General features: G+C 67.6%; 11 protein-coding genes, 1 tRNA gene and 1 pseudogene. 6 read left to right on the forward strand and 7 right to left on the reverse strand.

The window, feature by feature from the left end; all coding sequences use genetic code 11:
* Positions 1-202: 202 nt before the first annotated feature.
* Positions 203-2,038, reverse strand: a complete 1,836-nt coding sequence (typA, locus tag AC07NN_RS02440) for a translational GTPase TypA (protein ID WP_494637549.1) — start codon at positions 2,036-2,038, stop codon at positions 203-205.
* A 569-nt stretch (positions 2,039-2,607) separates the two neighbouring features.
* On the opposite strand from typA, the gene AC07NN_RS02445 reads away from it, so the two are divergent.
* Together AC07NN_RS02445 and AC07NN_RS02450 are read left to right on the forward strand one after the other, a co-directional pair.
* Positions 2,608-2,736, forward strand: coding sequence for a hypothetical protein (locus AC07NN_RS02445; protein WP_494637550.1), 129 nt, complete (start codon positions 2,608-2,610; stop codon positions 2,734-2,736).
* Between the two features lie 10 nt (positions 2,737-2,746).
* Positions 2,747-3,322, forward strand: a complete 576-nt coding sequence (locus AC07NN_RS02450) for a hypothetical protein (RefSeq protein ID WP_494637551.1) — start codon at positions 2,747-2,749, stop codon at positions 3,320-3,322.
* A gap of 147 nt (positions 3,323-3,469) precedes the next feature.
* On the opposite strand, the gene AC07NN_RS02455 is transcribed toward AC07NN_RS02450, so the two are convergent.
* Positions 3,470-4,396: an N-formylglutamate amidohydrolase gene (locus AC07NN_RS02455; protein WP_494637552.1), complete on the reverse strand. Its 927-nt coding sequence runs from the start codon at positions 4,394-4,396 to the stop codon at positions 3,470-3,472.
* Between the two features lie 155 nt (positions 4,397-4,551).
* On the opposite strand from AC07NN_RS02455, the gene cpdR reads away from it, so the two are divergent.
* The gene (gene cpdR / locus AC07NN_RS02460; RefSeq protein WP_494637553.1) at positions 4,552-4,908 is read left to right on the forward strand and encodes a cell cycle two-component system response regulator CpdR; all 357 of its coding nucleotides are present in this window, start codon (positions 4,552-4,554) and stop codon (positions 4,906-4,908) included.
* Between the two features lie 133 nt (positions 4,909-5,041).
* A tRNA-Val gene (locus AC07NN_RS02465) sits at positions 5,042-5,116 on the forward strand.
* A gap of 53 nt (positions 5,117-5,169) precedes the next feature.
* On the opposite strand, the gene AC07NN_RS02470 is transcribed toward AC07NN_RS02465, so the two are convergent.
* The 3 genes from AC07NN_RS02470 to AC07NN_RS02480 form a co-directional block, all read right to left on the reverse strand.
* Positions 5,170-6,447 (reverse strand): flagellin N-terminal helical domain-containing protein, encoded by a 1,278-nt coding sequence (locus AC07NN_RS02470; RefSeq protein ID WP_494637554.1) that lies wholly within the window; start codon positions 6,445-6,447, stop codon positions 5,170-5,172.
* A 99-nt stretch (positions 6,448-6,546) separates the two neighbouring features.
* The gene (locus AC07NN_RS02475; RefSeq protein ID WP_494637555.1) at positions 6,547-6,765 is read right to left on the reverse strand and encodes a DUF5961 family protein; all 219 of its coding nucleotides are present in this window, start codon (positions 6,763-6,765) and stop codon (positions 6,547-6,549) included.
* Between the two features lie 110 nt (positions 6,766-6,875).
* Positions 6,876-8,918 (reverse strand): M10 family metallopeptidase, encoded by a 2,043-nt coding sequence (locus tag AC07NN_RS02480; RefSeq protein WP_494637556.1) that lies wholly within the window; start codon positions 8,916-8,918, stop codon positions 6,876-6,878.
* A gap of 251 nt (positions 8,919-9,169) precedes the next feature.
* On the opposite strand from AC07NN_RS02480, the gene AC07NN_RS02485 reads away from it, so the two are divergent.
* Positions 9,170-10,393, forward strand: coding sequence for an OmpA family protein (locus tag AC07NN_RS02485; RefSeq protein WP_494637557.1), 1,224 nt, complete (start codon positions 9,170-9,172; stop codon positions 10,391-10,393).
* Between the two features lie 391 nt (positions 10,394-10,784).
* Here the strand turns inward: AC07NN_RS02485 and mnmC2 are convergent, their stop codons facing one another.
* The gene (gene mnmC2 / locus AC07NN_RS02490; RefSeq protein WP_494637558.1) at positions 10,785-12,560 is read right to left on the reverse strand and encodes a tRNA (5-methylaminomethyl-2-thiouridine)(34)-methyltransferase MnmC2; all 1,776 of its coding nucleotides are present in this window, start codon (positions 12,558-12,560) and stop codon (positions 10,785-10,787) included.
* Between the two features lie 68 nt (positions 12,561-12,628).
* On the opposite strand from mnmC2, the pseudogene AC07NN_RS02495 reads away from it, so the two are divergent.
* Positions 12,629-12,779, forward strand: a pseudogene (locus AC07NN_RS02495) (hypothetical protein); the annotation flags it as partial.
* Between the two features lie 35 nt (positions 12,780-12,814).
* Here AC07NN_RS02495 and AC07NN_RS02500 read toward each other — a convergent pair.
* The gene (locus tag AC07NN_RS02500) at positions 12,815-13,144 is read right to left on the reverse strand and encodes a hypothetical protein (RefSeq protein WP_494637559.1); all 330 of its coding nucleotides are present in this window, start codon (positions 13,142-13,144) and stop codon (positions 12,815-12,817) included.
* Positions 13,145-13,218: the final 74 nt, after the last annotated feature.

The raw sequence follows: 13,218 nt of genomic DNA on the forward strand, positions 1-13,218 counted from the left end.
CCGATCTTCCCGGCGAATGCCGGGACCCAGATCTCACGGCGCCTGGGGGGCTGGAAAGTCGCCCCGCTATTAGAGCCCACCCGGGCGTTCTTCCATCTGGGCCCCGGCATTCGCCGGGGAAATCGGAGGAAAAGGGGTGATCCCAAAGAAAAAGGCCGCCGTCCTTTCGAACGGCGGCCCCAATTTCGAACCCCTAGAGGTCCTACTCTTCCTTGACGCGACGCTTGCGGAACGACGGGTTCAGGATCTGCTTGCGCAGGCGGATGTTTTTCGGGGTCACCTCGACCAGCTCGTCTTCCTCGATATAGGCGATGGCCTGTTCGAGGGTCATGCGGCGCGGCGGGGTCAGGCGGATGGACTCGTCCTTGCCCGAGGCGCGGACGTTGGTCAGCTGCTTGGCCTTCATCGGGTTGACGTCGAGGTCGTCCTGACGGGCGTTCTCGCCGATGATCATGCCGAGGTAGGTCTTCTCGCCGGCGCCGACGAACATCACGCCGCGCTCTTCCAGGTTCCACAGCGCGTAGGCCGCGGTTTCACCGTCCGAGTTCGAGATCAGCACGCCCTTGCGCTGTTGGTCGATGGCGCCCTTGTAGGGCTCGTAGTGGCTGAACACGCGGTTCAGCACGCCCGAACCGCGCGTGTCGGTCAGGAACTCGCCCTGATAGCCGATCAGCGAGCGCGAGGGAGCGGTCAGCTGGATGCGGGTCTTGCCGGCGCCCGACGGACCCATGTCCTTCAGCTCGGCCTTACGGAGCGAAAGCTTCTCGATGACGATGCCCGAGAACTCGTCGTCGACGTCGATCATGACGTCTTCCATCGGCTCGAGGCGTTTGCCGGTTTCCGGATCGGTCTGGAACACGACGCGCGGACGCGAGATCGAGACCTCGAAGCCTTCGCGGCGCATGTTCTCGACCAGAACGCCCAGCTGCAGTTCGCCGCGGCCCGAGACTTCGTAGGCGTCGCCTTCGCTGGTCTCGGCGACCTTGATGGCCACGTTCGATTCGGCTTCCTTCAGCAGACGGTCGCGGATGACGCGCGACTGGACCTTGTCGCCTTCGCGACCGGCCAGCGGGCTGTCGTTGACCGAGACGGTCATCGAGATGGTCGGCGGATCGATCGGCTGGGCGGGCAGGGCGTCGGTGACGTCCATGGCGCACAGGGTGTCGGCGACGGTGGCCTTCGACATGCCGGCGATGGCGACGATGTCACCGGCTTCGGCGCCCTCGTCGATCGGCTGGCGCTTCAGGCCGCGGAAGGCCAGCACCTTGGTGATGCGGCCGCGCTCGATTTCCTTGCCGTCGCGGTCGAGGGCATGGATGGCCATGCCGGGGACGGCCTTGCCGCTCTCGATGCGGCCGGTCAGCAGGCGGCCCAGGAACGGATCGCTTTCGATCAGCACGTTCAGCATCTGGAACGGTGCGTCCTTCTTGGCGATCTGCTTCGGCTCCGGCACGTGGCGGACGATCAGGTCGAACAACGGACCGAGGTTGTCGCTGGGCACGTTCATGTCCAGCGTGGCCCAGCCGGCGCGGCCCGAGGCGTAGATGTGCGGGAAGTCCAGCTGCTCGTCCGTGGCGCCGATGGCGGCGAACAGGTCGAAGGCGGCGTTGTGGACGCGGTCCGGATCGGCGTGGGCGCGGTCGACCTTGTTGATGCAGAGGATCGGGCGCAGGCCCATCTTCAGCGCCTTGGTCAGCACGAACTTGGTCTGCGGCATGACGCCTTCCTCGGCGTCGATCAGGAGGACGCAGCCGTCCACCATGCCCAGGATCCGCTCGACTTCACCGCCGAAGTCGGCGTGGCCGGGGGTGTCGATGATGTTGATGCGGGTTTCGCCCGCTTCACCGTTCCAGAGCACGCTGGTGCACTTGGCCAGAATGGTGATGCCGCGCTCACGCTCCTGGTCGTTGGAGTCCATGGCGCGTTCCGTCGTCGCTTCGTTAGCGCGGAAGACGCCCGACTGGGCCAGCAGCTGATCGACGAGGGTGGTCTTGCCATGATCGACGTGCGCGATGATGGCGATATTTCGCATGGACATGGGGACGGACGGACTTTCCGGAGGAATAGGATCGGCGGGAGGAATAGGAGATGACGCTCTACGCGTCAGGCGCGCGGCTTTTACGCGACTGCGGCCGATTTATCCACCCCTAACCCCTTGAAACACTTGTCGCAGGTAACCGGTGTCAACATCAAACCCTTGCCGGGCTTGGCTTTGCGAGGTGTTCTCACGAGAGACCGTTTCAAACGCAACAAATTGTGCACTGCAGCATGAGCAAATTTTAGGCAGTTTCGAATAGCGACGTTTCGCGATCCTTTGCTGTGTAAGGGGATTGGTTAAATCCCCTCCGGAAAAATCGACATTAAAATGTGATTTTCTGCTTGCCTAATTTTGCGCCGCACCCTATAAACAATCCTGTGAGGCGGCGCTGCCGCTTCTGCCCTTCCTGGGCGTTTCCTCCCTAATGAACTGGCCCGGCGGTTTCGCCGGGCTTTTTTTTGGCCTTTGTGGCCCCGAAGCCCCGTTTCGTCCGTATTTCCCGGCGTTCGACGCCCGCCAGCAAGTCTGGAACCCCGGCTCGGCTCTCCCCGTTCAGCGAAAACACGGCCGTGCTGCACGACGCAGGCGGCTTCCTTCTGAGCAAGGACGCTGACGCGATGCGATCGATCCTCCTGGCGCTTCTTGGGGTGCCGCTCCCCATCATTCTGCTGCTCGCCTTCTGCACCCACCACTTCTGAGGCGGGCGCCATGACCTATGGAACCGAGCTCTCGCCGTCCGACATCCCGGACGAGCACCAATCGGCGGTCAGCTGGGAAGCGGTCTGGGCCGGCGCGGCCGCGACCGTGGCCATGCTGTTCGTCCTGCTGTCGCTAGGCGCCGGCTTTGGCCTGAAGATGACGCCCCACTGGCCCGTGGGCCTGACGGCCCAGGACTTCACGCCCGCGATCGGCGCGGTCTTCGTCGCCTGCCAGGTCGTGGCCAGCATGCTGGGCGGCTATCTGGCCGGACGGCTGCGGACCAAGTGGCTGCACGTCCACGACCACGAGACCTATTTCCGCGACACCGCGCACGGCCTGCTGGCCTGGGCGGTGAGCGTGGTGGGCCTTCTGGCGCTCGGCGCGCTGGCGACGCCGACGGCCGCGCCCGCCGCGGCCGACCTGTCGCCGGGCGAGATGCTCCGCGCCGCCCAGATCGGCGCGCAGGTCTCGCTGTTCTTAGGGATCGGCGCCCTGACCAGCGCCTTCGCCGCCTGCGTCGCGGCCGCGATCGGCGGCCTGCGGCGCGACGAGATGCACAAGCTGCATCGGGTGGTCAGGGTCTAAATCCCCTTCGCCCCTTGCGGGAGAAGGTGGCGCGCAGCGCCGGATGAGGGGTTGAAAGGCCTGTCCGATAGGGCGGCGTGACCCCTCACCCGACCCGCTTCGCGGGCCACCCTCTCCCGCAAGGGGAGAGGGGAGGGGCTCCAACCGCTACCGCAGCTCTCCGAGATCCATCCCGACCAGCGCCCGCGTCAGGGTTTCCGCATCCCGCGTCAGCTGGGCCAACCCCTCGGTCGGCTCGCGCGTGGTCTCGTTCATATAGAGCGCGCGGTTGATCTCGATCTGCAGGGCGTGGGTGCGCTTGGCCGGGCGGCCGTAGTGTTCGGTGGTGTAGCCGCCGGCATAGGGGGCGTTGCGCACGACGCGGTAGCCCAGGGCCTCCAGCTCGCGTTCGACAAGCCCCGTGAGTTTGGGCGAGCAGGCCGCGCCGAAGCGGTCGCCCAGCACGATGTCGCACGGGCCGCCGCTCTTGGCCCGCTGGCCGCGCGCCGCCGCCGCCGGCATCGAGTGCCAGTCGATCAGCACCGCCACGCCGTGCGTCGTGCGCGCCGAGGCCAACTGGCGGTCCAGCGCGTCGTGATAGGGGCGGTGGGCCAGCTCCACGCGGTTCTTGGCCTCGCCGAAGGTCAGCTTGCGGGCGTAGATCGGCCGGCCCTCGCCGGCGACGCGGGGGATCGTGCCCAGCCCTGCCGCGACCCGGGCCGAGCGGCCCTTGGCATATTCGGGCAGGTCGCCGTCGAACATCGCCGGGTCCATCTCCCAGGGTTCGCGGTTCAGGTCGACATAGGCGCGGGCGAAGCGGGCGCGGATCACCGCCGCTCCCAGGGCCGGCGCGCCGTCGACGATGCGGTCGACAAAGGCGTCCTCGGACGCGCGCAGCGTCTCCACCGGCAGGCGGGCGGCGTTCAGCATGTCGTCGGGATAGACGCCGCCGGAATGGGGCGAGGCGAAGACCAGGGCCGTGGGCGGCGGCGCCCCGGCCGGCGCGGCGCGCACGACCTCGAACGCCGGGCCGCCGAACGTCTCCAGGGGCGCGGTCGCCAGTTGGTCCGTGGAGATCGGCCGCCAAGCGCTCATGGCGCATCATCGAAGGCCGGCCGCGTCGGGTCAAACGGCAATCCACGGATGGCGCCTTATCCGTCCACAGCCGCGACGTTTAGGTTCATCCCCGATTTACGGACAACAGGATAAGGTGCGCTTCTATCGACGACTTTTCCGGACCCGAGACCTTAATGGCCCGCATCCTTCTCGCCGAAGACGATGATTCCCTCCGCGGCTTCCTGGCCCGTGCGCTCGAGCGCGCCGGCTTCGAGGTCCAGGCCTGCGCGGACGGCGAGGAAGCCGTCCAGCACCTGGAACACCCCTGGGACCTGCTGCTGACCGACATCGTCATGCCCGGCATGGACGGTATCGAGGTGGCCCGCCAGGCCGCCGCTCGCGATCCCGAGCTGCGCATCATGTTCATCACCGGCTTCGCCGCCGTCGCCCTGTCGGCGCAAGACCGCGCTCCGGCCGGCGCCAAGGTGCTGTCCAAGCCCGTCCACCTGCGCGACCTGGTCGCCGAGGTGGAAAAGATGATGGCCGCATAAGGGGTTAGCGGTTCTGCCCGAAAAAAATCGGGTAAAAGTTCCTCGGCGGCTTGCGCACCGGCAAAGCCGCCGCTATACCCCCACACCTTCCCGGCCGGGACGTTTCTTCGGAGACGGTTCGGCTCGCTTCGGCGGACGCGTAGCTCAGCGGGAGAGCACTACGTTGACATCGTAGGGGTCACAGGTTCAATCCCTGTCGCGTCCACCATTTCCTTCCTGAGAATCTCAGTTGTTCTTGCCGTGCGGCCCTGTGCGCCTCGGCTATCTTCGGAACAGGTTTGTCAGCCAATTGGATTGCGAGCTCGCAATTCCCAAGGTCTTGGCGGCAAGTTCTGTTTTGATCTTGGCGGCCTGAAGGCGCGCCGCTTCACGGCCCATGTCGGCGTCCACCAGATTGCCAACACCCGTCTCCAAGGTGTCGGAGAGAAGGCCATTCTGCTGTATGAGGCGGTCGAAGGTCTTGGCTCGCTCTCCAAAGTAGGTCGCCGTATCCAAGGCTTTCGCGATGGCTGCGTCGATCGTGGCAAGGAGCGGCTGGGGATCGTTCCAGTCGACCTTGTCCAGCCCGAGCGCTTCCGCCGTCATGGGGCGCGAAGCGACGCCCTCCAAGGCCCCCTCCGAGGTTCTGACGAACTCGTATGTCGTCGCCACGGATGTCGTGACCGGCGTGGTCGTGGTGCTCGAACTCGTCGTGGGCGGCGGTCCCCCTGTCGTGTCCAATACGACGCCGCCTATTTCGAAGGCGGACCCCGAAGCGGCGACATTTTCGTTGAAGCGAAATTCCAAGGACTGGCCTTGGTTGGGGTCGTAGTCGAAGCTGACGATGTTCTGGAACTGCACCGGTGCGCCTGGTCCCACCGGCGCGCCGCCTGAGGCATAGGGTTGCCCCGTCGCGGCGACGCGTTGGCCGTTCTGCCAGATCTCCAGAATATCGGGTAGGCCGTAGGCATCGAGGTAGAAGTCTATGCGTCCGGGGGTCGAGCCAGCGTTGCGTGTAAAAGTCCAGCTTGCTGCGCCCGAGACGTTCTGGGGGATGCTGGCGAGGGCGGGCGGCGTCGCGGGAGACGTCGGAACAGGCCCATAGGAGGTGTTGGTCTGGGTCGAGGTGGACGGGGTCAGAATATCCGCCAACGGTTTCTTGCCATCGAACTCGGCCAGTAGAGCCGTATTATCGATCTGACGGACCAAGCTCTGAAGGTCGGAGCGCAGCGAGGCCTTCGACTCCCCGCTCAAGGATGGATCGCGTAAAGCGACGGCCTTTTCCCGCGCCTGCCGCAGAAGATCGGTGATCGTGTCCATGCCAGCTGAGGCCACGGCGACTAGCGATTGTCCACGTGAGAGACTGTCATTGGCGACGCGCCAGCTTCTCTGTTGCGCCTCCATGCTCTGGGAGATGCCCCAGATAGCCGCGTTGTCCTTGGCTCCCGTAACGGAAAGTCCAGTGGATACGCGCTTCTGCGCAATGGCGAGCGTGGCGTTTGCGCTATTCATCGCTTGCGCAGCAAGAAGCGCGAGCTTGTTGGTGTTGATGCTATTCAAGACACGGTCAGCCGCCAAACAGCTCGCACATTACCAAGGCTTAACTGGCGGTTGCAAGTTTGCATTTGAAGGTTGAGGGCGCGCGGCTCGTCTACGCCGTCACCCGCACGCCTCCCGCTCCCCCGTCACCAGGTCGATGCGGAAGCACGTCTCCCGCCCCGTCTCCTCGTCCCGCACGATCAGCGACAGCGCGCCCTCGTCGTCGGGGTCGAAGGCGAAGTCTTCCAGATAGGCGGTGACGGCCGACTCCGGGGTCTGGTCTTCGAACCGCCGGCCGTGGTGGCCGTGCAGGTGGCGGGCGCGGACGGTGTAGGGCATGGCGGTCTCCTGACGGGAGAACGCTCGCGGGGCCGATAGGATTCGTCCGCAACGAAAAACGGCGGCGAGCCAGGCCCGCCGCCGCGTGTTTCCGCCCAGCTCGCGCCCCCTCAGGTCAGGTTGTATTCCGGCTTGCCGTACAGGCCGATCATGTCGACGCCATAGACGTTGTCGGTGACCAGCAGCGCGAAGAAGGCGTCGGCGGTCTTGGCGTAGAGGCCGATATCGGCCTTCTCGGCCTCGGCCATCAGCCAGCCGACCATGGCCGCCTTGGTTCCCTGGCCGTTGAGGCCGTCCTGGCCGTACAGCGCGAAGTAGTCGGCGCGGGTGATGGTCTGGCCGTTCAGGGTCAGGGCGCCGCCCAGCAGGTCGGCGACCTTGGCGTCCGTCGGGGTCAGGCCGAAGATCGTCGTGTAGGCCTTCTTGGTCGCGTCGCTCAGCGACAGGCCGCCGTAGTTGGTGGTGAAGCTGGCCGCGCCTTCGCCGACCTTGCCGAGGTTGACCGCGAAGTTGATGTAGCGGTTCTCGATGCTGAACGACTGGTAGTAGGCGCTGTTGAGGTTGTTGGTGTTCGAGCCGTCGGGCGAGACCAGATAGTCCATGCCGGCCGACGACGGCGTCTTGCCGGTGAAGAACTGGTAGCTCAGCACGGCCACCGCGCTGGTCGAGATCGCGGCCTTGGTCACCGTGGTGATCGCGGCGGTGTAGTCGGTCCCGGCGGCGATCGAGGCCGCCAGGCTCTTGGTCATGGTTTCCGAGCCCGGGGCGAAGGTGGCCAGGCGCAGGACATTGGCCATGGCCAGGGCCACGCGGCTGTCGACCATCGAGACGTCGCGATCCGAGAACTTGAAGGTCTCGACGTTGACGACGGTGTCGGTGCCGTCGCCCGTGCCGCCGTTGTCCTTCAGCTGCCAGCCACCGTTGGCCGAGGCGACGATGGCGTAGCTGGCGAACTTGCCCGTCAGGACCACCTCGTCGGCGCCCAGGCCGCCGTCGATGGCGTCGTTGCCGCCGCCGCCGATGATGCGGTTGCCAAAGGCGTTGCCGTTGATGGTGTCGTTGCCCGAGCCGCCGATGGCGTTCTCGATCACCGCGCCCATGGCGATGGTGACGTTGCCGGTCAGGCCGCCGACGCTGGAGAAGTAGCCCGAGCGCAGGTCGATGGTCTGGGCGACCTTGTAGCCCGAGAAGTCGAAGGTATCGACGCCGCCGGCGTCCCAGGCGGCGAAGACCAGCCTGCTCGACGTGGTGGTGGCGCTGAACCAGTCGCGGCCGGCGGTCGCGTTGAAGCCGTACACCGTGTCGCCGGTGCGCGTGGTCATGTTGGCGCCGTACGCCTTCTGGGCGGCGGCGATGTCGTCGAGCAGCGGGGCGGCGGCATAGGCGCCGTTGAACGAGCCGCCGGTGTTGGACTCGCTGAAGTACGACATGATCGTGTACTGGCGGCTGTCCTCGTAATACTGCGCGTTGGCCGCGTAGGTGGGCGAGGTGACGCCGGAATCGTACTCGGACGGGTGGGCGATGCCGATCGCGTGGCCCAGCTCGTGGGCCAGCACCATGCCGCCGTAGTTCGTGCTGGTCGGATTGATGTTGTAGCTGAACGTGCCGTTGACCCAGACGTCGCCGAGCTGGCTCTGGAAGGACTCGTCGCCCGGATAGTAGGCGAAGGCGGCCGCGCCCAGTTCGCCGGCCGTGTAGTTGCTGAACAGGATCGTGGCGCTGTTGCTGTAGGCCTCGTCGCCGCTGGAGCCTTCGCCCACGCGCACGAAGTGGATGTTGGCCACGTCCTCCCAGGCGTCCAGGGCCTTCTCGGCCTGGATGATCTGGGCGGTGTTGAAGCGCGTGAAGCCGCTGACGTCGCTCGGCATCTTGTTCGGCGCCGTCGAGCGGTAGGCGTAGCTGATGGTCTGAGCCGTCTCGAACTTGCCGCCCCAGCCGGGCTCGTCGCGCAGCAGCTGCATGGCGGCCTGGTCGACGGTCAGGCTGGTCTTGCCCGCCACGATGCCGGTGCGGTTATCCGCGTTGACGAAGTAGTTGGGCGTGTCGCCGCCGGTGATCGCGTCGGCGCCGATGGCGTCGCCGCCAAAGACGTCGGCGTTCATGCCGTCGGCGTTCGGGCGAGTTTCGATGAAGGTCTCAGTACTCACGGTCATACTCCACTCGCCCCACGCACGAAGTATGACTGTCGCCGGATTCCCCTGCAATCTTGGCAGTTCGCGACAAGTGCGCGCAGGTTTTCGGCCAAGCTAGACACGGCCGCATGAAGGCCTCCGTCGCCACAATTTTCACAATTGCCCGATTCTTGTGGCCCATCGGCAACACCCAAAATTCGAGATGGCGCGTTTGTCGTGCTGGGTCCCGGGGACGTGTCCGGCCCGCGACATATGTAAAAGAGGGTTTCAAGATGAAGATGCGGTTGCTGGTCGGCGTCGCTGCGGTCGCGCTGGGCGCGGCTTCGGGCGCCATGGCCCAGAGCGCCACGAGCGGTTGGTACGTCGCGGGCGACGCCGGCTACCATGAGCCGGCGGACGTGAAGGCGCGCTCCACCAACAATTACGACTGGACGTTCTCGACGGACAAGGACTGGGCCGCCTTCGGCCGCCTTGGCTACAAGTTCTCGCCGAACTGGCGTGTGGAAGCCGAGTACGGCTATCGCCCCGGCGACGTGCAGAGCGTGCGCGGAACCGGCGCCGCCGGCGGCGGCCAGCCGGTGGGCCTCTGCACCGCCGGCATCGGCCGCACCTCGGCCTCGCCGGCCTGCGGCGAGCCGGTCGGCAAGTGGAAGGCCTCGACCCTGATGGCCAATGTCATCTTCGACATGGCCCCCAGCTCGACCTTCAACCCGTTCATCGGCGCCGGCGTCGGCACCGCCTGGGTGCACAACAAGGTCTACGGCCAGCTGTCGGGCGTCCCGGCCGGCGCCGCGCCGTTCCAGAACACCAGTTTCGACGACGTCGACCAGGCGTTCGCGATGCAGGGTCTGATCGGCGTGGGCTGGAACCTGTCGGACAACTGGTCGATGGACCTGACCGGCCGCTATCTGCGCACGACCAAGCTGGATTGGGGTTCGGTGACCCAGAACGCCGGTCCTCCCGGCGGCAACATCACGGACGTCGGCACGTTCTCGGGCCGCTACAAGGACACCTCGGTGACCCTGGGCCTACGCTACACGTTCGGCTCGGCGCCTCCGCCGCCGCCTCCGCCGCCTCCCCCCCCGCCGCCGCCGCCTCCGCCCCCGCCGCCTCCGGAGGCTCCGCCCCCGCCGCCCCCGCCTCCGCCGCCGGCCTACGAGGCGCGTGAGTTCGTGGTCTACTTCCCGTTCGATCAGTACGTGCTGACGCCAGAAGCCCAGGCCGTGGTCCAGCAGGCCGCCGAATACGCCAAGGGCGGCAATGCGACCAAGGTCACGGTGACGGGTCACACCGACACCTCGGGCTCGGACGCCTACAACCGCAAGCTCTCGGAGCGCCGCGCCAAGGCGGTGGCCGATGGCCTGGTCAGCATGGGCCTGAACGCCACCAGCCTGGCGGTCGACTGGAAGGGCGAAAGCGCTCCGGCCGTCTCCACGGGCGACGGCGTCAAGGAACCGCTGAACCGCCGTTCGACGGTCTCGATCAACTTCCAATAGGCAGCTTCCAATAACCGGAAGCGCGATCGAACGATTTGGGGCTGGCCGAAAGGCCGGCCCCTTTTCTTTTGCTCCCCTCTCGGGGGAGCTGTCGTCCCCGGGACCGACCTGAGGTCGGCCCGAGGATAAACTCCGCGACTGAGGGGGCCATCTGGACCTAGGCCGCGCTGCCCCCTCCGGCCCTCCGGGCCACCTCCCCCAGCGGGGGAGGAGAGGGGGGATCAAACGGAAAGACGCTCCCGATGGGGCGTCGGGAGCGTCCAATCCGGCGGACCAAGAGGGCGGAGGACCGCCGTCACGCGACCGGCTGAAGGGGCGCCGGCCTCACGTGTGAGAAGAACGCCCGTTGCACAATACTGGTCGCTTCGGCCATTCCGATAACCGTGTTCGACTATACGCCGATGCTCATGTCGGGCGAGTCGAAACGCCGCGAATCCACCAGGTGCGACAAAACGCGCGGGAGGGGCGAGGGCAGGCCCAGGGCCCTGGCGACCAGGTGCTCGGCCAGCAACGGTGCCAGGCAGAAGCCGCGCGAGCCCAGACCGGTCAGGATCAGCACGCCATCGTCGCGGAGTCCGGCCAAGGGCAGGCGATCGGGCGTGGTGGCGCGGATGGCGGCGCGACCTTCGAAGGTCTCGTCCGCCAGTTGCGCCGCCAGGTCCGGCAGGCCCTTGGCCAGGGTGGCGAGGTTGCGCGCGTGGTCCTCGGGGCGGAGGTCGACGGCGGTCTGGTCGCGGTCGTGGGTGGCGCCGAACAGGACGCCGGTTCGGGTGGGGATGGCGTAGCCGCCGAAGGCCACGGGCGGGGTCGAGACGCCGCCGGCCCAGCTGGCCTGGCCGCGCACGGGTTTCAGCGCGACGCCGGCCAGGGCGCTGGCGGCGATCCCTCCCGCCAGGGCCACGCGGTCGGCGCGGGCGATGACCTCTCCGGTCTCGTCCAGCAGCAGCCAGCCTTCGCCGTCGCGGCGGAGGTCGGCGACGCGGGCGCGGACGACTTCGCCGGTCCAGGCCGAGGTCACCACGGGCGGTTCGATGACCAGGGTCGCGCCCATGGCCAGGGCCGGGGTCGCGGCGCCGATGCGGGCGGCGGTCTCCTCGGCGTCGAGAGCGACCATTGTACCCGGCTCGAACAGGTCCTGGGCCGCGACCGTGGCGAAGCGGGCGGGATCGCGCTCGCCGCTGGCCAGTTGGACGACGTCGCGGGCGATCACGGCGCCGGGCTCGGCTTCGTACAGCGTCACCGCGCGGGCCAGGGCCTGGGCATAGAGCGCCGCGCGGGGGCCGCCGCCGGCGTCCAGGGCCGGGGTGACCAGGGCGGCGGGATTGCCGGAGGCCGCGACGCCGTCGGGGGCGTCGATGACGGTGACGGCCAGGCCTTGCGCCCGCGCCGCCCGGGCCAGGGACGCGCCGGCTATGCCGCCCCCGACGATGGCCAGGGTCTCCGGGCGGGGCGCGGCCTTGCGCTCACCCGGTAGCCAAGCCTCCAGCCGCTCGCGCTTGCGGCCGAAGCCTTCGCGCTTGGCGATCTCGAAGCCAGCGGCCTGCAGGCCGCGCCGCACGGCGCCGGCCACGGTGAAGGTCGCCGCCTTTGCGCCCGGCGCCGAGCGACGGGCGACGGCGGCCAGCACCTCCTCGCGCCACATGGCGGGGTTCAGGGCAGGGGAGAAGCCGTCCAGGAACCAGGCGTCGGCCGCGCCGTCCCAGGCCTCCAGGGCCTCGATCACGTCCATGACGGCCAGGTCCAGGGTGGCGTCGAAGCCGGGCAGGTCGATGCGATGGAAACCCCGCGCCTTGCCCGGCCAGTGGTCCAGCAGCACCTGGGCCGCCTCGCCCAGCTCGGGCCAGTGGGCCAGGATGCGGGCGGCCTCGTCGCGGGCCAGCGGGTGGGCCTCGATCGAGAAGATGTGGAGGTGGTGTCCGGCGGGGCGTTCGCGCCGCCACAGGTCCAGCAGGGCGGCGATGTTCAGGCCCGAGCCGAAGCCCAGCTCGCCGACCACGAGGTCGCGCTGCTCGGCGAAGCGCTCGGGAAGACCGCAGCCGGCCAGGAACACCGCCCGCGTCTCGGCCAGGCCGTCGACGCTGGAGAAATAGACGTCGCCGTACAGGCTGGACTGCGGCAGGCCGTCCTCGCGCCAGACGAGCGGACTGGAAGGGGCGGTGGGATCCATGGGGCTGCTAGAGCGCCGGTGCGCGCCGGGCGTCAACGAAAAAGGGCCGCACCCGAGGGAGCGGCCCTTTCCCAAACACTTCGTCATTCCCGCCCTTGTGGCGGGAACCCCTCTATCCGCCGCAGGTGCGGGAGGGGCGGACTGCTCAGCAGTCCGCTGGCGTCTCACGTGTCAGCTGAACCAGGGGTTCCCGCCACAAGGGCGGGAATGACGGGAGGTTTTGAGGTGTCCCGTTCGAACCCTGAACGCTGCGCCTAGTGAGCCGCCTTCTTCTCTTCGTGCTTTTCCGCCGGCTTGGCTTCGGCCGGAGCCGAGGCCGGAGCGCTCGTCGCGCCGGTGGCGGCGGCGTCGGCGGCGGTGTCGGCCGGATCGGCGGGAGCCGCGGCGGCGTCGGCGGCGGCCTTGTTGGCGTCGGCGGCGGCCTGTTCCTTGGCCGAGGCGGCGTCTGTCACGGTCGAGGCGTCGGCGGCGGCGGCCTTGGCGGCGGCGTCATCGGCGCCGGCCTCTTCCTTCTTGCCGCAGGCGGTCAGCGACAGGGCCGAGACGGCGATGCCGGCGATGATGAGTTTGCGGATGGTGCTCATGGTGTTTCCCCTTGCTGGCCGCCTCGGCGGCGCTTTGGGCAAAAGGAATACCGGTTCGAAAGCCCGTGCAAGTT

The sequence above is a fragment of the Caulobacter sp. GW821-FHT09H08 genome (assembly GCF_059415885.1).

What these genes read in the sequence shown, in the direction of transcription:
- AC07NN_RS02455 (WP_494637552.1), bottom strand. Translation starts at nt 4,396, where the DNA reads ATGAGCGCTTGGCGGCCGATCTCCACGGACCAACTGGCGACCGCGCCC.
- AC07NN_RS02485 (WP_494637557.1), top strand. Translation starts at nt 9,170, where the DNA reads ATGAAGATGCGGTTGCTGGTCGGCGTCGCTGCGGTCGCGCTGGGCGCG.
- mnmC2 (WP_494637558.1), bottom strand. Translation starts at nt 12,560, where the DNA reads ATGGATCCCACCGCCCCTTCCAGTCCGCTCGTCTGGCGCGAGGACGGC.
- AC07NN_RS02480 (WP_494637556.1), bottom strand. Translation starts at nt 8,918, where the DNA reads ATGACCGTGAGTACTGAGACCTTCATCGAAACTCGCCCGAACGCCGAC.
- AC07NN_RS02450 (WP_494637551.1), top strand. Translation starts at nt 2,747, where the DNA reads ATGACCTATGGAACCGAGCTCTCGCCGTCCGACATCCCGGACGAGCAC.
- AC07NN_RS02500 (WP_494637559.1), bottom strand. Translation starts at nt 13,144, where the DNA reads ATGAGCACCATCCGCAAACTCATCATCGCCGGCATCGCCGTCTCGGCC.
- cpdR (WP_494637553.1), top strand. Translation starts at nt 4,552, where the DNA reads ATGGCCCGCATCCTTCTCGCCGAAGACGATGATTCCCTCCGCGGCTTC.
- AC07NN_RS02475 (WP_494637555.1), bottom strand. Translation starts at nt 6,765, where the DNA reads ATGCCCTACACCGTCCGCGCCCGCCACCTGCACGGCCACCACGGCCGG.
- typA (WP_494637549.1), bottom strand. Translation starts at nt 2,038, where the DNA reads ATGTCCATGCGAAATATCGCCATCATCGCGCACGTCGATCATGGCAAG.